The sequence below is a fragment of the Chryseobacterium hilariae genome (assembly GCF_051400735.1).
GTDB lineage: Bacteria > Bacteroidota > Bacteroidia > Flavobacteriales > Weeksellaceae > Chryseobacterium.
This window is the reverse complement of the sequence record NZ_JBLFFJ010000002.1, coordinates 456,750-479,762: the sequence shown is the minus strand read 5'-3', so window position 1 is coordinate 479,762 and position 23,013 is coordinate 456,750. Positions and strand designations below refer to the sequence as shown.

General features: G+C 37.8%; 22 protein-coding genes. 10 read left to right on the top strand and 12 right to left on the bottom strand.

Annotated elements, in window-relative coordinates; genetic code table 11:
* The first annotated feature begins 206 nt into the window (after window positions 1-206).
* The 3 genes from ACMGDK_RS08960 to ACMGDK_RS08950 are packed head-to-tail and all read left to right on the top strand — an operon-like array spanning window position 207 to window position 2,811.
* Window positions 207-1,067: a complement C1q domain-containing protein gene (locus ACMGDK_RS08960; protein WP_436807620.1), complete on the top strand. Its 861-nt coding sequence runs from the start codon at window positions 207-209 to the stop codon at window positions 1,065-1,067.
* A gap of 10 nt (window positions 1,068-1,077) precedes the next feature.
* The gene (locus ACMGDK_RS08955) at window positions 1,078-1,890 is read left to right on the top strand and encodes a hypothetical protein (RefSeq protein WP_436807619.1); all 813 of its coding nucleotides are present in this window, start codon (window positions 1,078-1,080) and stop codon (window positions 1,888-1,890) included.
* Between the two features lie 9 nt (window positions 1,891-1,899).
* A complete protein-coding gene (locus tag ACMGDK_RS08950) occupies window positions 1,900-2,811 on the top strand; it encodes a hypothetical protein (protein ID WP_436807618.1) in 912 nt (303 codons plus the stop codon).
* Here the strand turns inward: ACMGDK_RS08950 and ACMGDK_RS08945 are convergent, their stop codons facing one another.
* Genes ACMGDK_RS08945 through ACMGDK_RS08935 form a run of 3 tightly spaced genes read right to left on the bottom strand, consistent with a single transcriptional unit; the run spans window position 2,812 to window position 6,129 of the window.
* Window positions 2,812-4,362: a tetratricopeptide repeat protein gene (locus ACMGDK_RS08945; RefSeq protein WP_436807617.1), complete on the bottom strand. Its 1,551-nt coding sequence runs from the start codon at window positions 4,360-4,362 to the stop codon at window positions 2,812-2,814.
* 15 nt (window positions 4,363-4,377) lie between these two features.
* The gene (locus tag ACMGDK_RS08940; RefSeq protein ID WP_436807616.1) at window positions 4,378-4,989 is read right to left on the bottom strand and encodes a YdeI/OmpD-associated family protein; all 612 of its coding nucleotides are present in this window, start codon (window positions 4,987-4,989) and stop codon (window positions 4,378-4,380) included.
* Between the two features lie 6 nt (window positions 4,990-4,995).
* The gene (locus tag ACMGDK_RS08935) at window positions 4,996-6,129 is read right to left on the bottom strand and encodes a serine hydrolase domain-containing protein (RefSeq protein ID WP_436807615.1); all 1,134 of its coding nucleotides are present in this window, start codon (window positions 6,127-6,129) and stop codon (window positions 4,996-4,998) included.
* 101 nt (window positions 6,130-6,230) lie between these two features.
* Between ACMGDK_RS08935 and ACMGDK_RS08930 the strand changes: the two genes are divergently transcribed.
* Window positions 6,231-7,538 carry a M48 family metalloprotease gene (locus ACMGDK_RS08930; protein WP_436807614.1) on the top strand — a complete coding sequence of 436 codons (1,308 nt, stop codon included), beginning with the start codon at window positions 6,231-6,233 and terminating at the stop codon, window positions 7,536-7,538.
* A gap of 40 nt (window positions 7,539-7,578) precedes the next feature.
* Here ACMGDK_RS08930 and ACMGDK_RS08925 read toward each other — a convergent pair whose 3' ends face one another.
* Together ACMGDK_RS08925 and ACMGDK_RS08920 are read right to left on the bottom strand one after the other, a co-directional pair.
* A complete protein-coding gene (locus tag ACMGDK_RS08925) occupies window positions 7,579-9,111 on the bottom strand; it encodes a hypothetical protein (protein ID WP_436807613.1) in 1,533 nt (510 codons plus the stop codon).
* A gap of 180 nt (window positions 9,112-9,291) precedes the next feature.
* Complete coding sequence (locus ACMGDK_RS08920; protein WP_436807612.1) at window positions 9,292-10,833, bottom strand: glycine--tRNA ligase; 1,542 nt, start codon at window positions 10,831-10,833, stop codon at window positions 9,292-9,294.
* Between the two features lie 279 nt (window positions 10,834-11,112).
* On the opposite strand from ACMGDK_RS08920, the gene ACMGDK_RS08915 reads away from it, so the two are divergent.
* Together ACMGDK_RS08915 and ACMGDK_RS08910 are read left to right on the top strand one after the other, a co-directional pair.
* Window positions 11,113-11,808, top strand: a complete 696-nt coding sequence (locus tag ACMGDK_RS08915) for a pseudouridine synthase (RefSeq protein ID WP_436807611.1) — start codon at window positions 11,113-11,115, stop codon at window positions 11,806-11,808.
* A gap of 204 nt (window positions 11,809-12,012) precedes the next feature.
* On the top strand, window positions 12,013-13,050 hold the full coding sequence (locus ACMGDK_RS08910) for a quinone-dependent dihydroorotate dehydrogenase (protein ID WP_436807610.1): 1,038 nt from the start codon (window positions 12,013-12,015) through the stop codon (window positions 13,048-13,050).
* Window positions 13,051-13,079: 29 nt separating this feature from the next.
* On the opposite strand, the gene ACMGDK_RS08905 is transcribed toward ACMGDK_RS08910, so the two are convergent.
* Window positions 13,080-13,967 carry a hypothetical protein gene (locus ACMGDK_RS08905; RefSeq protein ID WP_436807609.1) on the bottom strand — a complete coding sequence of 296 codons (888 nt, stop codon included), beginning with the start codon at window positions 13,965-13,967 and terminating at the stop codon, window positions 13,080-13,082.
* 17 nt (window positions 13,968-13,984) lie between these two features.
* Window positions 13,985-15,229 (bottom strand): DUF445 domain-containing protein, encoded by a 1,245-nt coding sequence (locus tag ACMGDK_RS08900; protein WP_436807608.1) that lies wholly within the window; start codon window positions 15,227-15,229, stop codon window positions 13,985-13,987.
* Between the two features lie 153 nt (window positions 15,230-15,382).
* On the opposite strand from ACMGDK_RS08900, the gene msrB reads away from it, so the two are divergent.
* The 3 genes from msrB (at window position 15,383) to ACMGDK_RS08885 (ending at window position 17,104) form a co-directional block, all read left to right on the top strand.
* Complete coding sequence (msrB, locus tag ACMGDK_RS08895; RefSeq protein WP_436807607.1) at window positions 15,383-15,820, top strand: peptide-methionine (R)-S-oxide reductase MsrB; 438 nt, start codon at window positions 15,383-15,385, stop codon at window positions 15,818-15,820.
* Window positions 15,821-15,957: 137 nt separating this feature from the next.
* On the top strand, window positions 15,958-16,713 hold the full coding sequence (locus tag ACMGDK_RS08890) for a murein L,D-transpeptidase catalytic domain family protein (RefSeq protein WP_436807606.1): 756 nt from the start codon (window positions 15,958-15,960) through the stop codon (window positions 16,711-16,713).
* 10 nt (window positions 16,714-16,723) lie between these two features.
* The gene (locus ACMGDK_RS08885; protein ID WP_436807605.1) at window positions 16,724-17,104 is read left to right on the top strand and encodes a cupin domain-containing protein; all 381 of its coding nucleotides are present in this window, start codon (window positions 16,724-16,726) and stop codon (window positions 17,102-17,104) included.
* Between the two features lie 67 nt (window positions 17,105-17,171).
* Here the strand turns inward: ACMGDK_RS08885 and fabF are convergent, their stop codons facing one another.
* The 5 genes from fabF to ACMGDK_RS08860 all read right to left on the bottom strand — a co-directional run bounded on the left by fabF (window position 17,172) and on the right by ACMGDK_RS08860 (window position 21,398).
* Complete coding sequence (gene fabF / locus ACMGDK_RS08880; RefSeq protein WP_436807604.1) at window positions 17,172-18,413, bottom strand: beta-ketoacyl-ACP synthase II; 1,242 nt, start codon at window positions 18,411-18,413, stop codon at window positions 17,172-17,174.
* A gap of 2 nt (window positions 18,414-18,415) precedes the next feature.
* Entirely contained in the window at window positions 18,416-18,841 is a 426-nt protein-coding gene (locus tag ACMGDK_RS08875) for a PaaI family thioesterase (RefSeq protein WP_436807603.1), read from the bottom strand.
* Window positions 18,842-18,856: 15 nt separating this feature from the next.
* Window positions 18,857-20,125, bottom strand: a complete 1,269-nt coding sequence (locus ACMGDK_RS08870) for an acetyl-CoA C-acetyltransferase (RefSeq protein WP_436807602.1) — start codon at window positions 20,123-20,125, stop codon at window positions 18,857-18,859.
* A gap of 11 nt (window positions 20,126-20,136) precedes the next feature.
* A complete protein-coding gene (locus tag ACMGDK_RS08865; protein WP_436807601.1) occupies window positions 20,137-20,742 on the bottom strand; it encodes a TetR/AcrR family transcriptional regulator in 606 nt (201 codons plus the stop codon).
* Window positions 20,743-20,981: 239 nt separating this feature from the next.
* Window positions 20,982-21,398, bottom strand: coding sequence for an OsmC family protein (locus ACMGDK_RS08860; RefSeq protein ID WP_426047882.1), 417 nt, complete (start codon window positions 21,396-21,398; stop codon window positions 20,982-20,984).
* A gap of 490 nt (window positions 21,399-21,888) precedes the next feature.
* Between ACMGDK_RS08860 and ACMGDK_RS08855 the strand changes: the two genes are divergently transcribed.
* Window positions 21,889-22,767: an AraC family transcriptional regulator gene (locus ACMGDK_RS08855; RefSeq protein ID WP_111958772.1), complete on the top strand. Its 879-nt coding sequence runs from the start codon at window positions 21,889-21,891 to the stop codon at window positions 22,765-22,767.
* The last annotated feature ends 246 nt before the right edge of the window (window positions 22,768-23,013 follow it).

The following is a 23,013-nucleotide window of genomic DNA, read 5'->3' as shown; positions in this document are numbered from 1 at the left end:
ATACTTCCGGTTAAAAAAATACACGTTTTTTTGAATTTTGTCATCAAAATTTATTAAAATTCCGAATTTTGATATTATTTAAAAGTTTGTAATTGATACATTGTCAGTGTGTTGAATTTATCTGGCCAATTTATGTATTGTACAAGTGATTCACTTCAATCTATCTTTGCAGAAGAATTTTTTACATTCTAAAAACCACAAATTACATGAAAAAAATAAACACATTGATGAAAAGTGTAGTGGCTGGAGGATGCTTTTTGATGAGCTTTGCTAATGCTCAAGTTGGCATTAATACATCAAGTCCTCAAGCCGTACTGCATACCGATGGTGCCAAAGATAATCCTGTCTCCGGAATCCCAACTGCTGCCCAGGCAGCGAACGATGTGGTGTTCACCGCCAACGGGGAAATAGGTGTGGGAACTCTTGCTCCCGCGGTAAAAATAGACGTCCGGTCTGCTAATAATGCAGATAATTCCATAGGAATAGGAGAGACTACCCAGACAGCATCCGTGGCAGGTTCAGGAGCGATGAGGTATAACCCGCTGAATGGTGGGAAAATGCAGTATTCAGACGGAATTGTCTGGCAGGATCTTATTTCTTCACCCACAAAGGCTGTTGTAGTAGCCAATCTCCAGGCTGCTAATTTTGCTGTTAAAGTTCCTTATCAGGTTTCTACAGGAATCTCCTCATGGACAGAAATTTCTGACCCTACTGCTAATTTCACTCCCGGAACGGGCATTTTCACAGCGCCAAGAACCGGTGTTTACTTAATTTCTTTTACATATGATTTTGTAAGGATCCCCATTGTTTCAGGATATTTTTCCGAAGCAAGATACGTTGTGAACGGAAGCACTATCGTTAAAAAATGTGTAAAATCTTTTTCGAATACTTCAAAGCAGGCACAGGTTGCGGGTTCATGCGTGGCCGGAGTACAGCTCAATAAAGGAGATACTTTTCAGCCGCATATTTACCAGTCGGTGTATAACGGAAGCTTAAGCCTGCGGACAGATATCACCCCAGCCAGTAATGAGTACGGTTTTGTGAATCTTTCCATTGTAGAACAATAACACACTTGATATGAAAAAAAGATTAGCAATTGCTTTAATGATGGGTGGAAGCCTATTGATTAAGGCACAGATAGGAATCAATATATCTGCTCCCGAAGCAATACTTCATATAGACGGACAGAAAAATACGGCTTCGGCAGTTCCGGCCAGCTATTATGATGATGTAGTGGTTACTTCTTCAGGAAATATGGGAGCCGGAACAAAATCACCCAAAGTAAGATTGGATTTAAGATCCGCTGAACGCGTGAATGCTATAGGTATTGGCGGAACATTACAGACCGCTTCTGCAGCAAAAGCAGGTGCGATGAGGTACAATACCGGAACACAGGATCTAAGCTATTCCAATGGAACTTCATGGGTCACACTGGCACATAAAGTCTCCAGTGATTTTGTAGATGCCGAAAACTCTTCGGCACAGAGTTTTACCAGCGAGACACAGACAGCTGTTACTAACTGGACGAAAAAGACAGACGTTAACGGCAGTTTTAATTCAGGAACGGGAGTTTTTATTGCTTCCAAAACCGGAGTATATATTGTCTCTTTCACGTTTTCACTGGCTTCCGGGACTATTGCCAATGATTCACGCTATGAAACCCTTATTCAGACCAATTCCGCCTCTTCAACGACGAATAAGGTCTTCAAATGTGTCGGAAGCTACCCGGGAACGAATTCCCTTTCCAACCGTGTTGCGGGAAACTGTTCCGGAATTTTTAACCTTAACAAAGGAGACAATATCACAGTAAGCCTCAATCAGGCTTTAGGAACTACAAAAACATTAGATACGGACGGCTCACTGACTTCTCTAAGCATTTTCGGATTATAAAAAACAGGAATGATGAAAAAAAGATATTTAATAATAATTTTAGCCTCAAGCTTCAATTTTGCATTTTCACAGGTTGGGGTTAATACACCGAACCCAGCAGGGATTCTTCATACCGACGGGCAAAAGGACAATCCCGTGTCAGGATCTTCCTTTACACCTGCTCAGCAGGCTAATGATGTTTTGATCACGAACACCGGAAGAATAGGAGCGGGAACACACAGCCCGACTGTAAAAGTAGATGCCAGAAATTCAGGGGACGGAGCAATCGGTTTTGGAACATCTTCACTTACAGCAGCAGCGGCAGACGAAGGTGCCGTTCGCTACAATACCGGAATGGAATATTCCAACGGAAATCAGTGGCTTCCCCTGCTTACCGCTCAGCCGGCAGTCAATAAGGTTATTGTTATCGCTGCAAAAACGGACAATACGGTAAAGCTGGTCTCTCCTGCTGCAGCTACCACTACAGGTTTACAAAACCGTGCAAGCAATTATCTGGTGGGCTGGACGAAAGCTTTTGAAAGCAATTCAGGTAGCAGTTTCAATGCTTCTACAGGAATTTTTACTGCACCCCGGAACGGAGTTTATGTAGCTTCTTTTACTACAGATCTGGCTCCTCTTGCCATTAATTATACAGCAGATCCTTTGAATCCTATCCAGATAGAAGCGATCTGGCAACTCTATGATAACACAGCAGGAGTACTGCCCGCCAATATTGTAAATACCGTAAAATGCGTCAACACCATGTCTTCAAATAGTAACGGGAATATTGATGCAGGAAGTAATTGCACAGCTTCCTTTTATATGACTGCTGGACAACGTTTGATGCCTTATATCTGGTTCAATTTAAATGGCTTAAATACAGCAGGTTTCTCGTTGAATAATACGGGAGGATATAATAACCTGACCATAGCGGAACAATAATTATGATATTCCTTCCAGAGCTTTGATGAATACAGAAGGGTGTATTCCCGTTATTTTTTTAAATTCAAGGGAGAAAGCACTGTGAGAGGAATATCCTGTGATTTCCGCGAGGTGATTGATCTTGTATTTACGGTATTGAGGATCATTTTTTAACTTATCAACAATATAATTGATCCTCAGATGATTGATATATTGATTAAAATTGAAATTTTTATGCTTTCTGATAACCGCAGAAAGATATTTTGTGTTCACGTTCAGGGTATTAGATACGTTGTAGCGTGAAATGTTTTTGTTGTTAAAGTCAAAGTTCTCTTCGAAGGCCTTTAAGCCTGTTAAAATGTGTTCCTCTGTTTCTGGTGAAATTTTTATATCAGCCGGAATGCTGTTTCCCGGTTGATCTTCAGCCTCGTTAGGATCTTCTTCGTACGCAACAGGGGTGATTCCCTGCTGATAAATTTGGGTTACGGTTCTTTTGTGTTTTTTTTGGAGGCTGATCATATTAAAAATAACCGCTCCCAAAACAAGAAGCAGTATGATACAGGCTGCAATCAGGCCTTTTGAGAGACTATGGCTTTTGATGAGTTGGCTGTCAAAATTCTCTTCCTTTTGGGTAAGGGTTTTATTGACGGCCATTTTCTGATTGTAGGCAACGCTGTCTTTTAATTCAAGGTTTTCTAATTTATATTTCTGGACATTTTCAGGGTCATTCAATTTTTTGTAGGCTTCCTCAAGACCTTTTGTAATTTCTATTTTCTTTTCGGTAAAACCATACTGACTGGCAATTTTTAAAGCCTTTTTAAAATATACAACAGCACTATCCTGTTTATTTTGCTGTGAATACGAGAATCCTATATCATGAAGAATATTGGATCTCAGATAATAATTATCATTCCCAACCAGGGCGAGAGCCTTCACAAAATAAGACTGGGCCTCCTCAAACTTTTTAATTTCAGACAGATTATAACCCAGATTGGTATATGCAGAAACCAAAAGCTCATTTCTTCTCTGAACATTTTTGATCTGCTGAAATTCCCGGACTGCATTTTTAGAATAAGATTCTTTCTTTTGGTATTCATTCTGATTAAAAAGGATCAGAAAAGAATTGTAGATCATTCCTTTCAGTTCATGGCTCTCATCCGTTTTTTCGTTTTTTATTTCGGACAAACCCTTATTCAGGCTTTGCGAAGCTTCTTTTAACAGCCCGAGTTTTGCATACTGTGTTCCCTGCATCCTGTAGGCAAGCGCCTTTCCAGGGGCATAGCTGTTCTCTGTAGAGATTTTCAGGGCTTTTTCTGCAAAATCAAGGCTTTCTTTTGCATCCGATCTTAAATAGCTGTTGAATGATTTCAGATAATAAGCTTTGGCAATATAATTAGGCTGGTTTTTTCTCTGGGCAGAATCTATGATGGCATTCAGGACAATTTCAGAGCTGTCCGGATTTTTAGAAGAAAGTGACCGGGCATATTTATACTGTCTCTCAAAATCAAAATGTTGAGAGAATAGGGAATTTGAAAATATAAGGAAGAGAAAGAGTGTAATTTTTTTCCCCATCTGTGCTTAATTTGTTTATTTTTTTTCGTATTTCCAGTTTCTGGATTTTCCTTCGGCTATCCATTCCAAAGACTGTTCCATTCTTTTATTTCTGGTTGTTTCAGTTTTAGCTTCAGCGATCCAGTTGATATATTCTTTTCTGAAAGAAGGCGATTTTTTCTCAAAGACGGCTAAGGCATCTTTATTTTTCTTCAAAGCATTTTGAAAATAATCAGGAATTTCAGTTTCCACTTTGGATGGTGCTGCTTTCTTCATGGTAACACCCATATCTGTAAGTTCCATTGCTTCTTTAATCGCCTTTTTAAGCTGAGGTTTTGAAGGCAGATCTTCCATTTTGGTCAGCTTGCCTAAACTGAACATTGAACTTTCTTTGGCTGTCGTTTTTATTTCCTTTAAAGTTTTCATATCCTGATGAAGCCAGAATCCCAGACTGCAATACTGTTTGAAAGAAGTGATTGAGCAAAGGATTTTTCCTTTATACATGAAAGTGGGAAATTTCCATTTTATGGCTTCTTCTGCTTCAGGACAGTATTCATGAATAGTTTCCCTAAGATAATTTAAAATAGGTTTTGCAAAATACGGAGACTTTTCAATGTACTCATCGACTTTTATATGATAATTTCCCATAGCTTTTTACTGAAATAATGATACGGTTTCGTTGACAAGGAATCTTACCTGATCCGGTCTTTCTCTGTCGTTTTTAGGATTATTGCTGTAGCTTCCGGTTCTTACAATAATCATATTGTGATCAGGAACCATAATAATATATTGTCCCTGAAGTCCCAGAAAGTAATAATGTTTAATAGGGTTGTCATGGTTGATCCAGAGGCCCATTCCGTAGATTTCTCTGGATTTTTCGGTAGGTGTTCTCATCTGTTCGATAAAATCCCTGTTGAGGATCTGATGATCTCCTACCTTTCCATTATCTAAAAACAGCTGCCCCAGTTTCGCATAATCTCTTGCGTTAGAATGAATACAGCAGTATGTTTTTTCCATTCCATAACTGTCTGTGCTCCATGATGCATTCTGCTCCATTCCCATCGGGATCCAGAATTTTTCTGATAAATAGCTTGCCAGTGTCCGGTCCAGAGCTTTCTTCAGAGCAAAACCGAGGAGTTGTGTAGATCCGCTCTGGTATTCAAATAGGGTGCCCGGTTCTTCTTTAAACCTCCTTGAGAAGACTGCTTTAATGAGATTCCTGCCATAATAGGCTTTTGCGTTCGGCAAAAAAGGATTATTGTAATTTTCATCCCAGTCGAGCCCCGCTTCCATTTGGGCTAAATTTTTAAGCGTAACATCTCTCCCGAACTGTTTTTCTTTAAACTCAGGATAAAAATCAGAAAGTTTTTCATCAATACTTTTAATGATCCCTTCCTCCAAAGCTTTTCCTAACAACATGACAGTAACAGCCTTTGCCATAGAAAAAGAATTGGTCTGTGAAAGCTGGTTATAGCCGTCCCAATACTGTTCATGAAGGATTTTTCCGTTTTTTATAACAACAAAAGCGGCTGTTTTGGAATGCTTTAAATTCTCGATAATATTTTCCGGAAGCTCCTTTTTATTATATTCCGGATCTTCTGTCCATCGTTCCGGATCTTTTGTAGCGATGGGGTTTCCGGGGAACAGTATTCCGTCGTCAATATAAGCGCTTGATCTTCCCTTGAAATATGTTTTGGAAATTCCACTGAATAAATAGTCGTATCCCAAAAGATAAACTGCGGCTACACCTAAAGCTGCTCCGCCTATTACATATTTTAATACCTTCATATAGTTATGAGTATCAGTCTCAAACAAATTTAGAATAATTTTGATAAGAAAATAAAAAAGAAACGGGAAATAAACTATTTTTGCGATTAATGATGAAAAATATGACCAGAAAACTCATTGTATTTGTGTTTTTCATTTTTTCGGTGATGGGAGCCGCCCAGACCTATAAAATGATTGATACCGCAGATTATTTGCAGAGAAAAGAATTTTTAAAAAGTTTTGCCGGAAATAACGAGGTTTTTATTAAAAAATTAAGATCACAGTATTCCGGGAAGACCGGTTCTGAACTGTCCAGAATTTATAAAGAATTCGGGACTGATTTCGAAAAACAGGTGAAGAACAAAGATTTTATTTTCAAATCTGAATTTGAAACTGAAATAAAAAGCCTGATCCAGCGTCTCAGAAAAAATAACCCAAGCATTCCCCAGGATCTGAACATTTTGGTGGCAAGGGACAATACTCCCAATGCTTACTGCCTTGCAGACGGTACATTTGTGATCAATATGGGGCTCTACAACTGGCTGAACAGCGAAGACCAAATTGCTGCAGTGATCACTCACGAATTAGGACATAAAATAGATGAACATTCGCTGAAGACATTTTTAAACATCATTGAACAGAACCAGCTGGATAAAATGACCGTTCAGAACCTGAAGGAAACAACAGAGAGACGTAGCCAGGGCCAAAACCAAAAGGCTTTCGACATCCTGAAGAACCGGGCTTATAAAAAAGGGGTGGAAAGAAGGAAGCAGGAAATGAAGGCTGACTCGCTGGGTTATGTGATCTTTAAAAACAGTGATTTTAAAAAAGCTGAGTTTGTTAATGCACTTCAGCGGCTGCGGGATTTTGACACAATTTCTCCCCGTGAATTAAAAGTGGAAACCTATAAAAAACTTTTTGATCTTCCAAAGCAGGCTTTCAATGAAAAGTGGATGAAAAAGGAAGATTTTTCGCTGTATAATTATAATTTTTACAAAGAAAAACTGGATAAAGATTCCCTGGCATCACATCCCGAAATGTCCAGAAGGATCGAAAGACTTAAAAAAAGCTTCACAGAACTGAAAACATCTGCGGAGCCGGACAAGGCTTCTGATGCTTTTACAACATTAAAGAAAATGGCCAGAATGGAAATTCTTCCCAATTACTATCACTCCGAAGATTACGGGCTGGGAATTTATGCATCCATGCAATTTCTGCAAGACGGCGAAGAGGAAAAGTATTATAAAGGCTGGCTGGGCAAATGTTTTTCGAAAATATATGAGGCCCGTAAAAATTATAATCTGAACCGCTATCTGGACAGAATAGAGCCTAAAAATCAAAGTGAAAGCTATCAGCAGTTCCTGAACTTTATGTGGAATCTGAGCCTGGATGATATAAAGAATATAGCAGACTTTTACCAAAGCAGCTAACAAATAAAAGAATCCTGATGTACAATCAGGATTCTTATTTTTAATAGTTCAGTTTTTCTAAACGTATTTTATTGAATTTTTCTTTCTCGTTATACTCACGGAGAAGGATATACCCTTCTTTTCCAACATACGGCGTAACGGCATAATTGTCTTTCTCAGAAATAGGAATGATTTCCTGTTTGAACTTTCCGTCAATAACCGTATTGATGAAAAGATTCCATTTTTTCTGTCTGGTAACTTCATCTTTCTGATAGTCACGGTAGAAAAATACAACATCTTTTCCGCCGTTAAGGTATTGGGAGAAAAGATAATCACTGTTCACCCATTTCGTTTTCTCTTTCTCAAAAACCTGAACATTTTTGATCTTGAAATCTTTATCTGTGTAAATATAAACAAGATCGGTAGTTTTAGGTGCGTTGTACTGGCCGGCCGGCTTGTATTTCTCTGTAAGAATCCCAACACTTCCGTCATTCATAAAATACATATCTTTAGTCTGAAGCATGTAACCGCTTTCTACCATTCCATTGGAATTAATCTTCGGAAGGAATGAGGCAAAATCCGGCTTGAAATTGATCTCTTTCGTATCTACGGTAAAATCCGATTTATTGACCATCATTCTGGCATAGCCTATAAAGTCGTACTTAGCAAAGTTTCTTCCCAGCAAAACGATCTTATCATCAAATGTCTTATCATTGTCAAGGCTGCTGCCATAGCCCAAAGAAAAACTGTCGATGAGGTCGATGGTCGTATCGGAAAGGCCTGTGATAGGTTTATTGGTAGTTTCTTTTCCGGTTTTCATATCGATCACCACAAGACTGAAAGATTTTTTATCATCATCTGCCTTTTTCATGATGCAGTACATATACTTCTCATCCCTTTCCAGAACGGACAATGTGGAGAAAACCTTTTTGCTGCCGTCAGTATTGTATTTGTATCGCCAAAGCTCCTTTTTATTGTCATCAAATTTAATGATGCTGTTATTGTTCACATATTTTCCGTAGTCTTTATACTCTATGGCAAAATAGCCTCCTTCCTTTACTTCTCCTACAGCGGAAACATAGTTATAGCCTTTTTCTTTTTTCTCTTCACGGTTTTCCTTGCGCTGTGCTTTCCAGTTTTTAGGCTCATTGATCTCCTTGAAGGTGCCGTCTTCCAGATAATCATAGTATATTTTTCTTTTGATCGTATTGGTTTTCGGATCTATCACCATAGAAACCGGTGTGAAAATTTCTCTGCTTTTTACCAGGGAATAATCCATCATGGAAGGTTTTAGAATGATCTGTCCCTTAAAGTCAACATACCCAAGGTATGAACCGGCTGTAATATCACCTTCAAACTCTTTATTGGCAACGGGGTTAAGGTTTTTGTCCAGGATTACATATTCGAATTTCTTAGTCTTATCACCTGCTTTTCCATAAGAATAAAGAGAGACATAGCCATAAAGGTTATCTTTATCATCGAACAAGGCATTCATGCCTACATGATCGCCGGCTGCGAGTGTTGTAAGGTCTTGGGTCTGGGAATAGGATAAAGTCTGAAACAATCCAAAGAGCAGAAAATATATTTTTTTCATAGTTATTATTTTTCCAAAAATAGGAAATTAACACATATGTCGGAGAAGTTTCATTTTCTTTATCGAAAATAAAAAGCAAAAAAGAATCTGAACTGTCTGTTAAACCTGCGGGAGCTTAAAAATATTCAGTATTAGGTGCTTATAAGAAATAAAAAAAGCCCCAAATGCTGGGGCTTTGATTTATATTTTAGAAAGTAAATTTCTGAAATTCGTTTTCTCGTCGATGATCCTTCTTAGTTCAGAAACAGGAACTCTTTCCTGCTTCATAGTATCCCGGTCTCTTATCGTAACCGTATGATCTGTCAGAGAGTCGTGATCGATAGTAATACAGTAAGGCGTACCGATGGCATCCTGTCTTCTGTAACGTTTTCCGATGGCATCCTTCTCTTCGTAGAATAAGTTGAAATCATATTTCAGGTCATTGAACACCTGTTCAGCGTATTCAGCAAGACCGTCTTTTTTCATTAACGGAAGAATTGCTGCTTTAATTGGTGCTAAAGCCGGAGGTAAAGATAAAACCGTTCTTTCTGAACCATCTTCCAATACTTCGTCTTTCAGACAGTGAGAGAATATGGAAAGGAATAATCTGTCTAAACCTACAGAAGTTTCTACAACGTAAGGAACATAGTTTTCATTTCTTTCAGGATCGAAGAACTGAAGTTTTCTTCCCGAATGTTTTTCATGAGCTTTTAAATCGAAATCAGTTCTGGAGTGAATACCTTCCAGTTCCTTAAATCCGAATGGGAAGTTGAATTCAATATCAGCTGCAGCATTGGCATAGTGCGCCAGTTTTTCGTGATCGTGGAATCTGTAATTTTCATTGCCTAATCCAAGAGCTAAGTGCCAGTTCAGACGTTTTGTTTTCCACTGTTCGTAGAATTCCAGTTCAGTTCCCGGAGCTACAAAAAACTGCATTTCCATTTGCTCGAATTCACGCATTCTGAAAATAAACTGTCTGGCAACAATCTCGTTTCTGAACGCTTTACCAATTTGAGCAATACCGAAAGGAAGCCTGTGACGTGAAGTCTTCTGTACATTCAGGAAGTTAACGAAGATACCCTGAGCTGTTTCCGGTCTTAAATAAAGATCCATCGCAGAATCTGCAGAAGCCCCTAATTTAGTTCCGAACATCAGGTTGAACTGTCTTACTTCCGTCCAGTTTTTAGAACCGGTATCAGGATCAGCAATCTCAAGTTCTTCAATTAAAGCTTTTACATCAGCAAGGTCCTCATTTTCCAGAGATTTTGCCAATCTTGAAAGAATTGCCTCTCTTTTTGCTCTGTATTCCAAAACTTTTGGATTTGTAGCTTCAAATTGAGCCTTGTCAAAAGAATCCCCGAATCTTTTCGCTGCCTTTTCAATTTCTTTATTCTCTTTATCTTCAATTTTTGCGCAGTAGTCTTCTACCAGAACATCTGCTCTGAAACGTTTTTTAGAATCTTTATTATCAATCAATGGATCGTTGAAAGCGTCTACGTGGCCCGATGCCTTCCATGTGGTAGGATGCATAAGGATTGCCGAATCAATGCCGACAATATTTTCGTTAAGCTGTACCATAGCTTTCCACCAATATTGTTTGATATTGTTTTTTAATTCGGCACCATTCTGTCCATAATCATAAACAGCGGATAAACCGTCATAGATCTCACTGGAAGGGAAAATAAAACCATATTCTTTAGCGTGAGAAATCACTTTCTTGAAAACATCTTCTTGCTTTGCCATAATTTTTTTACGTCTGATGTGCAAAAATATGAATTTGGAACCCAAATTCATGAAATTCAAATAAAAAAAGAGTGTATTAACCGAAAAAAGAGCTGTTCATCCAATTTTCCAATTAACCAACATGGGCACAAACAAACTTCTGCTTCATCAAATCAGCTTACTGATTCCTTTTTTGCTTTTTAAGGAGCCGGGAACCTGCTGTCCGCTGTATCTTTCGCTTCGCAAAAGGATGTCGCTGCCATCAGGGCTAAATCAGTATAAAATTTCTACTTTTGTCCCATGTTAGAAATTCTTTATCGTGACGAGCATCTTATTGCCATCAATAAGCCAAGCGGACTATTGGTTCATAAATCTTTTTATTCAGGAGAAGCTGATACTTATGCTATTCGGGAGTTGAGAAATCAAATTGGGCAAAAAGTTTTTCCTGTACATCGATTAGACCGAAAAACTTCGGGTGTTTTGCTGTTCACTTTAGATAAAGAAACATTGAGAACCATGAGCGATCAGTTTGCATCACGGGAAGTTGAAAAGAAATACATAGCCATTCTTCGTGGTTGGACAAAAGAAGAAGAGACGATCGATTACGATTTGATTAATGAAAATGAAGTCAAACAAAATGCAGTTACTTACTATCGTCGTTTGCAGACTTCGGAAATAGATTTACCTTTTTTAAAACATCAGACTTCCAGATATTGTCTGGTAGAAGCCATTCCTGAAACGGGAAGATTTCATCAGTTGAGAAAACATTTTAAACATATTCTGCATCCAATTTTAGGTTGTCGGAAACACGGTTGCAATAAACAGAATAAATTGTGGCTTCAAACATTTGACATCAACAAAATGACGCTTCACGCCCATCAATTGATTTTTAATCATCCTGTTTCTAACGAGAGAATTACGGTAAATGCCACCATAGATGATGAGTTCAAAAGAGTAGGTGATATTTTAAATTTGGATTTGAAACCGTATTCCTGATTTAAACGCAAACATTTTATTGAATAATTTCGGTATTAAAGAACAAAGGTTCCAGGAAACAATAGTTTCTTTATCTCGCTGATCTGCAAATCAATCATATAATTGTTATATATAGATAATATTTATAAAACAATTCTCAATAAAATATCACAGGTTAGCCGGACATTAATTTTAAATTGAGTATTTTTGTAAAACTTTTTTTCAATGTACAAAAGTATCATCAGACCCATTCTCTTCAAATTTGATCCCGAGGAAGTTCATCATTTTACATTTTCAATGCTTAAAAATTTTGGATTTCTTACCAAATTATTTTTACCCAAACCTATTGAAGACAAGCGTCTGGAAAGAGAAGTTTTCGGATTAAAATTTAAAAATCCTGTAGGATTGGCTGCCGGTTTTGATAAAAATGCAGTCTTGTTCAACGAGCTGGGAGATCTTGGTTTCGGATTTGTAGAAATCGGAACCGTAACACCAAAAGCTCAGGCAGGAAATCCTCAGAAGAGACTGTTCCGTTTAATTGAAGATGGCGGAATTATCAACAGAATGGGGTTTAATAACGATGGTCTTCAAGCTGCCATAGAAAAACTCAAAGGAAATAAAGGAAAAATAATCATCGGTGGAAACATCGGGAAAAATACCGACACAAGCCCTGAAAATTACACCCAGGATTATCTCGACTGTTTTGAAGGCCTTCATCCTCATGTAGATTATTTTGTACTGAACGTAAGCTGTCCGAATGTAGGAAGCCACGCCAAGCTGGAAGATGTAGAGTATCTGCGTGAGCTGATTACAGCAGTAAAAAAAATCAATCAGTCAAAATCTGTACAGAAACCTATATTACTGAAAATTGCTCCGGATCTTAATAACAATCAGTTAGATGAAATTGTCGAATTGATTGCAGAGACAAAAATTGATGGGGTGATTGTTTCCAATACCTCTGTCAACCGGGAAGGTCTGAAAACCTCTCCTGAAGCTTTGGAACAGATAGGAAATGGAGGATTGAGTGGAAAGCCTATCCGTGAAAGAAGCACAAAAATGATCCAATACCTTTCCGATAAAAGCAACAGAGCTTTCCCAATCATCGGAGTGGGAGGAATCCATAGTGCAAAAGATGCTATAGAGAAACTGGATGCCGGAGCAAGCCTGATACAGCTTTATACAGGATTTATCTACGAAGGTCCCGAACTGATCAATGAGATCAATAAAGAACTGTTAAAGAGAGCCAGCAGGCTTCCAAGATAAAAAAGAAAGAGAGCGTAATGTTCTCTTTTTTATTTTGATTTTACAACCGTTGCATTTTTTATGTCAACTGTAAGGATACAGGCAGGAGAAGATGAAGATTTATTGATTTTATATTTTAAAATTTTCCGATCACGGGATTTTGTTTCGATGGTATCGTAAATATTTTCCAAACAGCTTTCTGTCAGAAATTCTTCATAGTTTTTATAATTCCAGTCTTTGGTAAAGTACAGAATTCTGTAACCTTTTTCTCCTTCACTGGCGCCGCATCTTCCACATGCATTGAAATTGGACGAATGCTCAAAATATAATAAAACCCGATTTCCATTCTCTCCGGAAGCATAAGAAATCAGTTGATTTCCGCCATGCTTATTGATAAAATCAAATGTATTGATCTTTTTGTTGTTGGGTAAGGTCAGGTAATTATTATAACGGTAGACCATATCATTGCCGGTAAATAACTTGGCAGGTTGAGCTTTATTATTCAAATAAAAATTTCCTGAGACTGAATTTCCCTTAGGATTATCCTGTTCAAAAACAATGGATTCTTTTGGAGACAGCGTTTCTGCAATTTCAGCGATTCTTTCCACTTTTTGAGGTGAAGTAATCTGATCTTTAAATACTTTGGAATTTTGCTTCTGTTTCTTTCCAAAATTATATAAAGAAAGCTTTCCGTAATCGTAAATACCGATCAGGGGTATTTTTTTCTGATACTTGTCGTAATAATACCAACCGTCAACAAAATACTGGTAAAGGCTGCAATCAGCAATTCCGGCAAAATAAAGCTGCATGGTAACAGGCATTCCTGCGATCTCTCCTTTGAAGATCTGCGAAGAATCCGTTACTGCTTTTAATTCAACTTTCTGACAGAAACAGAGTGCAAAAAGAGGAATAAGCAAAGTGATTAATAGTTTTTTCATGGTTGGTTTGAATAGTTTTAGAGGAAGAAATTAGCGATGGTATAGATGATCAGCCCCACCAGTCCTCCAACTAGTGTTCCGTTTACACGGATAAACTGCAGGTCTTTTCCCACTTCAAGTTCCATTTTTTCGCTTAATTCTTTGCCCTGCCAGTTTCCTACGGTGGAACTGATGAGGTTTCCGAACTGATGGGTGTTTTTGAGGATGTATTTATAAGCAGTCACCCTTACCCAATGATCAATCTTATTCTGTAAATTTTCATCCGTTTTTAAATTTTCAGAAAATTCATTAAGGTTTTTCGTGAGATAATTTTTTAAAGAAGACTGGTCATCCTGTAATTCTTTCATCAAAGTTTTCTTAATGGAAATCCAGATGTCATTGGAGTATTCATCCAGTTTATCATTTTTCAGAAGGCCGTTTTTGATCGTTTTAAATTCATCATCCCATTTCGGATCTTCCTTCAGGTCGGTAGAAAAATCCTGGATTCTCCGGGTAATCAGATTTCGGATTTCATGGCCAGGATCTTCTTCTATTTCCCTGAAAAAATCTGAAAGTCCACTGGCGATTTTATCCGCAATTTTATTATCAACAAAAGAAGGAATGAATGAATAACTCCCTTTCTGTACCCGGTCTTTGATCATTTCATCATTTTCGACGATATACTCTTTGATCTGTCTGGAAAGATTGGTAACAATTCTCTGGTGATCATTTTTTTCCAGAATATAGCTGATACCGTTTCCCACCACTTTATTAAGCTTGATATCATCCGTCATTTCAGATACCTTTTTGCTGATAAACTGGCTCACAGAAGTATCATCAAGTTTATTGAGGATATCCAGAACAATATCCGAAAGATTCCTGATCAGGATTTCCTGGCTTTTTTCTTTCCCAAGCCATTCTCCGACGAAATTCGAAATTTTAAGCTTCTGGATATAAGGACGAATATTTTGAGGTGAAAGGAAATTACTCACCACAAAGCTGCCCAGATTATCACCCAGCCTCTGTTTACCGTTTTCAATAAGGTTCGTATGCGGAATAGGAAGCCCAAGCGGATGCCTGAAAAGCGCTGTCACGGCGAACCAGTCTGCTAAAGCTCCAACCATTGCCGCCTCGGAAAAAGCCCTTACATAACCAAGCCAATGAGATGGATTCGACTTTTGAAGTAGGGTGGTGGCAATAAAAATAACGGCCATCAGGACAAATAGTCCGGTGGCAAACATTTTATATTTTCTCAGCTGTTTTCTTTTCGCTTCGTCATTCATATGCTCAAATTTACTAAATTTGGTAATGAAACCATCATCCTAAACCGGGATGAAATTCAGGACTAAAATTTACAATGAAATTTTTAGTTTTCATCATATTATTAACCTTTTTGCTGGCGTGTCCGCAGAAACCCAAGCCTATTAAAACTTCCTATGGAAAATAAAGAAGCAAAAAACAATCCATACTATTCCAGAACCGACACTTCAAAACTTGATATTTCTAATGATGAGTGGAAAAAGATCCTTGCCCCGGATTTATATTCCATCGCCAGAGAAGCGGCTACAGAAAGAGCATTTACCGGAAAGTATAATGAATTCGATGAAATTGGAGATTATTACTGTGCAGTCTGCGGTAATCATCTCTTCCGTTCTACCTCAAAATTTGCGAGCAGCTGCGGATGGCCGAGCTTTTTTGAAGCAGATAAAGAAGGCGTTTATTACAAAAGAGACACTGCCTATGGAATGGAAAGGGTAGAAGTGCTTTGCAAACGATGTGATTCTCATCTTGGACACGTTTTCGACGATGGTCCGGAACCTACGGGGCTGCGTTATTGCATGAATTCCATAAGCCTGGAATTTGTTGCAGATTAACAAAAATATAAAGCTTTAATTCACAAAATCAGGACGTTAAAGTTTCTTAAATTCAGTTAAACTTTGTGGACTTATAAGTGTCTGGTAATTATGTTTTTATAATTTTGCCACACTAATTTGGAATTTAATATTATTGAATGAAAGGAATTTATAGTGTATTAGGCCTGGTTTATATGGTCACAACATCATTCTATCTTTCGCCGGAGAAGGCAGTAAAGAATGAGAATGTCAATACAGCAAAAATTGAAAAAGTAGCAGAGATGAAAACTGAGAAGACCGCTGGTACAGCATCTTCATCAGAAGAATTGTACAAATCAATTCCATTTGACCCTGAACATGAGCTGAATTACGAAGTTTTCGCAAAAGCATTAACAGGGTTTGAAAATTTAAAGAAAGCAGGATTGCTTAACCAAGACTCGCATTTATTGACTATCTGCGATTTTTCTATGTCTTCAAATACAAAAAGACTTTGGGTAATTGATACTGATGAGAAGAAAGTACTGTTCAATTCACTGGTAGCACACGGAAAAAATACAGGCGAAGAATTTGCGACGAATTTTTCTAATACGGAAAGTTCGCTGCAGACCAGCCTAGGATTTTATATCACAGATGCTACTTACCAGGGAGACAACGGGTATTCTTTGAAATTGCTTGGGATGGACAAAGGTTTTAATGATGCGGCCTACAGAAGAGCTATCGTGATGCACGGAGCAGATTATGTAAGCGACGAGTTTGCATCTATGCACAAAAGAATCGGAAGAAGCTGGGGATGCCCGGCAGTACCGAGATCATTAACGCAGCCGATCATTAATACCATAAAAGGACGAAATTGTCTTTTTATTTATTATCCCGATCAGAATTACCTTTCCTCTTCGGAATGGTTAAAGTCATAACAGTCTGAGAATGGAGGATACTTCAGAATTTATTTCTGCTGTCAGGCTGATGAATAACCCCGATGGGACAAGTACTTTCGAAAAAGGGAAGATTCCGACTTTAAAGCCGTTGAATATCAATACTTTTTGGATAAGTACCACAGTTGAAGAATGGGAAAAAGTTACTCATCCCGCTCCAAGAAGACAGTATGTGGTAACATTAAAAGGAAAGATCAGGTTCAAAGTAAGCAATGGTTCTACATTTCTTATTGAGCCAGGCATTATTCTTTTGGCTGAAGATACTAAAGGAGAAGGTCACAGTTGGGATATGATTGGGGATGAGAAATGGGAGAGGCTTTATATCCCGATTGCTGATCATACAGAAGACTATTTTATTGCTGATGCGAAGTAGAGGAAACTATTTTAAATTAATTGATAAAACAGAAAAGCAGTCAACCAGACTGCTTTTTTTATAAAATTTATTTGAATTTTTTAAAAACCAAAGTCGCATTATGCCCTCCAAACCCGAAGGCATTGCTTAAAGCGAAATTGATATCTTTTTCTTTGGCTTCTCCAAAAACAATATTTATATCTTTCGGAATGCTTTCATCAATTTGATGAAGATTGATCGTAGGAGGGATAATTCCTTTTTCCACGGCCTTAATGGAAAGAATAGCTTCTGCAGCGCCGGCGGCCCCTAGTAAATGTCCTGTCATGGATTTCGTGGCACTGATATCAAGTTTTTTATTTCCTCCGAATAACTTACTGATTGCTTTCAGCTCTACCAGATCTCCAAGCGGAGTGGAAGTAGCATGAGGATTAAGATAATCAAGATCTTCAATATTGGCTCCTGCTTCTTTCATGGCCAGCTGCATGGCTTTAATGGCACTGATTCCCTCCGGATGAGGTGCAGTCATATGATAAGCGTCAGCTGTCATAGCGGCACCAGCCAGTTCAGCATAAATTTTAGCACCTCTTGCTTTGGCGTGCTCATATTCTTCAAGGATCAAAGCGCCGGCACCTTCACCCATGACAAAACCGTCTCTGTCTGCATCATAAGGACGGCTTGCTGTGGCAAAATCATCATTTCTGGTAGACATCGCTTTCATAACTGAGAAACCACCTATAGAAGCAGGTGTGATTGCAGCTTCAGAACCACCACTAATGATCACTTTTGCTTTTCCAAGACGAATATAGTTGAATGCATCCATCAGCGCTGTATTTCCTGTGGCACAGGCTGAAATAGTTGTATAATTGATTCCCTTCAGCCCGAATTTCATTGAGATCATCCCTGAAGCCATATTGGCGATAAATTTAGGCACAAAGAAAGGATTAAATTTTGGTGTTCCGTCTCCCTCTGCAAAATTCATAACCTCGGTCTCAAATGTCACCATACCGCCCTGTCCGGTTCCCCAGATCACGCCCGTGTCAAATGGATCCATTTTTTCCAGTTCAAGACCTGAATCCTGAATCGCTTCCGTGGAGGCATACATAGCATATTGTGAAAATAAATCGCTTCTTTTTATTTCATTGTGGGTCAAATGAATTTTCGGATCAAAATTTTTCACCTCACAGGCGAAGTGCACTTTAAATTTTTCTGAATCAAAATGAGTAATTAAACCTGTTCCACTGACACCGTTAATGCTATTTTGCCAAAAATCTTCGACATTGTTCCCCAAAGGCGTTACCGCGCCCAGTCCTGTAATGACAACTCTTTTCATACTTAGTTATTAATTTTGAATAGATTAGAGGTTCCCCTGGCAATCAGTCTTGTTTTGTCTGCGTTCCATATTTCGCATTGTGCATTGACAAACTGCCTGCCTCTTTTTATAATTTTCGTTTCGGCTACAATATTATCATTTTCTTTTGCAGTTGAAAAATAATCGATCACATTATTGATGGTTGTTATAAAAGAATTTTCATTCAGGGAGAACATGGTAGCCCCAATAATGTCGTCAACAATAGCTGCAGTTACCCCACCATGAAGGTTTCCGATTGGATTCAGCCATTCCGGTCTCACGGTATACTGGAACTCAAGATGTCCTTCTTCTGCAGAAACTACAATAGGATTGAGCCATTTCATAAACGGTGATGGAGATTGGTCAAATTCCTTTCCGATGAATTGCTGCAGTTGTGCTAATCTGTCCATACTTATTTTTTGTTTTTACTTTTCTAAAATCATAGTGACACCCTGTCCGCGTGCGGCGCAAATAGAGATAAACCCTTTTCCGCTTCCCTTTTCATGAAGCAGTTTTGCTAAGGTACCGATAATTCTTCCGCCTGTAGCTGCAAAAGGATGTGCTGCGGCAAGGCTTCCGCCTTTTACATTCAGTTTATTCCTGTCAATTTTCCCCAGTGCTTTTTCCAGTCCGAATTTTTTAGCCAGATCATCATTTTCCCAAATCTTAATGGTGGCAAGAACCTGTGCGGCAAAAGCTTCATGAATTTCATAATAATCAAAATCTTCCAGGCTCATTCCTGCCTTTTTAAGCATTCTCTCTGCTGCAAAAACAGGGGCGAGAAGTAGATTTTGTTTGTTTTCAACATATTCAATTCCTGCCACTTCTGAGAAACTAATGTAGGCTAAAACAGGAAGACCATTAGCATTGGCCCATTCTTCACTGGCCAGAAGTACGGCAGAAGCTCCGTCCGTAAAAGGTGTTGAATTTCCGGCAGTCAAAGTTCCGTTTTCTTTATCAAATGAAGGCTTCAGCTGGGACAGTTTCTCCATGCTGGTGTCTCTGCGAAGATTATTGTCTTTCTCTAAACCGAAGGCTGGAATAATCATATCATCAAAAAATCCTTCATCATAAGCTTTAGCCATATTTTGGTGACTTTTTAATGCCAATTCATCCTGCTCTTCACGGGAAATCTGATAGTATTTTGCTGTAATTTCCGTATGTCCGCCCATCACCAGGCCGGTTTTCGGTTCCTGTCCTCTGTAAGGAATAGGCATCCAGTCTTTCAACTTTGGGCTTAACAGTTGTTTAAGTTTTTTAAATACTGATTTTTCTTTATTGGCTTTTAACAGGGCTTTTCTTAACCTTGGCGCAGATTCAAACGGAATGTTGCTCATGGCTTCAACGCCACAGGCGATCCCGCTTTCGATTTGCCCTAAAGCAATCTTATTTCCAATATAAACTGCTGCTTCAATTCCTGTATCACAAGCCTGCTGGAGATCACATGCAGGAGTGGCTGGGTCAAGAGCAGTATTCATCACTGTTTCTCTGATGAGGTTGCTCTCTGAAATATGTTTGATAACGGCACCTCCGGCTACTTCGCCAATGAGCTTTCCCTGTAAATGATATTTGTTAATAAGTCCGTTGAGAGAAGCTTCCAGAAGCTCCTGGTTATCCAGGTCTGCATAAGCTGTATTAATTCTGGCGAAAGGAATCCTGCTGTATCCTACAATGGCCACTTTTTTTGTTTCCATATTGAAAAGTTTTATGATGGAAGTATTTTTAGCTCTTTATCGATCATGAAAAGTATTCTGTCTAAAGCCAGATGTAAGTATTTTTCCTCTTCTGTGGTTTTAGCCAAAAGAATTCCGCCTTCAACGAGCATAATGAAGAGCGATCCGTATTCATCCGCATCAATATCCGGATGTATTTCTCCTGTTTTCTGCCCCTCAACAATGACGGAAGTTATTTTTTTGATCCAGCCTTCAAATGATTGGGTAACCTGTTTCTTCAGGCTGGGAAAAGTATCATCAGCTTCGGTGGCGGCATTCATCAGAGGGCAGCCTCCATTTTCAAAGACGGCTTTCCAGTTTTTCCGGTAAAAACTGACAAAAGCATTTAATTTATCAATCGTAGATGGAAAGTCATCTCCTAAAGATCTGGCCATACTTTTAGACAGAAGACTGGAGTTATATTTATAAACTTCAAGTGCAACCTGATCCTTATTGTCAAAGTTTCCGTAGATACTGCCTTTGGTAAGGCCAGTAGCTTCTGTAATGTCAGATAAAGACGTAGACAGATAACCCTTGGTATTGAACAAAGAAGCTGTTTTCTCAATAATAAACTGTTTGGTCTTTTCTGCTTTTGACATTTTAAGAGTATTTAATATGGTACAAATATACGAAAATATACCGATTGGTATATTTTTATTTTGTAACTGTCTTTTCCATAAAAATCAAAAGTTTTGAAAAGGCTTAAGTTTATTTAAAGTTTAAAATTGTAGTGTAGAGATATTTAAGTGAAAAATCTGCGTAATCCGTATGATCTGTGTAAAAAATAAACCATTAAGGTTTTTTTAAAATCTTAATGGTTCAAATAAAAAACTCTTTATTAAGCTAAAGTGGCATTCAAAGTAATTTCAAAATTGAAAGCTGCACTTACCGGACATCCTTCCTCGGCAATTTTAGCATATTTCTGAAATTCTTCTTCTGAAAGTCCCGGAACTTTTGCGGTAAGAGTCAGTTCAGATTTTGTGATTTTTCCAACGCTTGGATCAAGAGTGATCACAGAGGTTGTTTTTAATTCTTCAGGAGTAAAGCCAGCTTGTGAAAGCTCAGCACTCAGTTTCATTGTGAAGCATCCTGCATGTGCTGCAGCCAGTAATTCTTCAGGATTTGTTCCCACTCCGTCTGCAAAACGGCTGTTGAAAGAATATTGGGTTTCGTTTAAAGTTGTGCTTTGAGTAGTTAAATGTCCTTTACCTTCTTTGATGTTACCGTTCCAAACGGCTGTTGCGTTACGTCTCATAATGTTTGCTTTTTGTTGTTTTTAATATGTTGTTTTGATGATACAAAGATAGAGTGGTTGTAAGCCAAAATCAATGGATAAAAAGCCTTAAATATTGTACTTTTTTCCCGACAGGTAATTTTTTGAAACTTTATGATGATTAAAATTTATTAAGTTCATCGTTTCTGAAATAAAAAGTATTTTAATGTCACATCTGAAATGAGTTTTGTTGATCTTTCCAGATTTTTCTGAAAACGTTCCAAACCCTAATTTTTATAATGGTCTTCAAAATTAAGCTGCTGTTGCATATAATTACTTTAGCTAAAGATACAAAAAAGGAGTTTTTGACATTGTTTTTATTCCTAATAGGTATTACTTTTTATTTTTTTTGTTTCACTTTTTTTATTAAAAGCAAAGAAAAAATAAAAATTATATATGAATTGATTGGTTTTTTATCAAATTTGTAAAAAATACTGTATTGAATAATAACTTTAATTTTTTCAAAGATTAAATGAGCAAGCTAGAAAATATTTTGAGAGAAATAACTCCATTATCTCCAGAGGACAGCTTTCTTGTATTTGACCGGATAAAGGCTTCTTTTGACTTTCCTTATCACTACCATCCGGAGATCGAGATCAATTTTATCAGTAAAGGAAAGGGATACCGCCGGATGATCGGTGACCACACAGGGGAAATAGGCGACATCGAACTGGTGTTGGTTGGTCCCAATCTGCCGCACTGCTGGGCCAACCATAAGTGTAAAAACCGGAAGACCCATGAGATCACGGTGCAGTTCAATCAGGATTTTTTTAATCAATCCATGATGGATAAGAATATTCTGAAACCCATCAGTAACCTGATGAAGGACTCAATCAGGGGAATTTTATTTTCGCAGGAAACGGCAGAAAAGCTTAAAGATTCTTTTTTCAACTTATCCAAAATGAACAGTTTTGAGTCTTTTATTGAAATTATGAAAATTCTTAATGAACTGGCTATTGCCGAAGATAAAACTCTTTTATCTTCTTACAGTATAGAGCTCGAAACTTTTGCGGATAATGATAAAATGAAAATCGTGCATGATTTTGTCCATAAGAACTTTGAAAGCAAAATAACACTTCACGATGCAGCATCGCTTATCAATATGAGTAGTGTAACATTCAACAGGTTCATCAAAAAAAGAACAGGTAAAACTTTTGTGAATTATCTGAATGAAATCAGGATCAGTTATGCTGCAAGATGGCTGATGGAGAAAAATCTGACCGTTTTTGAGACTGCTTTTGAAGCTGGTTTTAATAATATAGCCAATTTCAACAAGGTTTTTAAATCCATTAAAAAAACAACGCCAACAGAATTTAAAGAACTTTTTAAAGGAGTGAAAAAAATCGAATAATCCTTTTAATTAAGCAAATACATTTTGTAATCATAAGATCCGGATCGTTTTATCCGGATTTTCTATTGGTAATCAGATATATTTCAATCATAATATGTTAAAAAAACACCATGTAGTTAATCATAAACAATAAGTTTGAAATCGATTTACTTTGCTGTAAATCAGTGAATAATTTCATTTTTATAAAAACGTATGAAAAAATAATATCGTTTTATGATAAAATAGCATTATATCTGGCTGTGAACA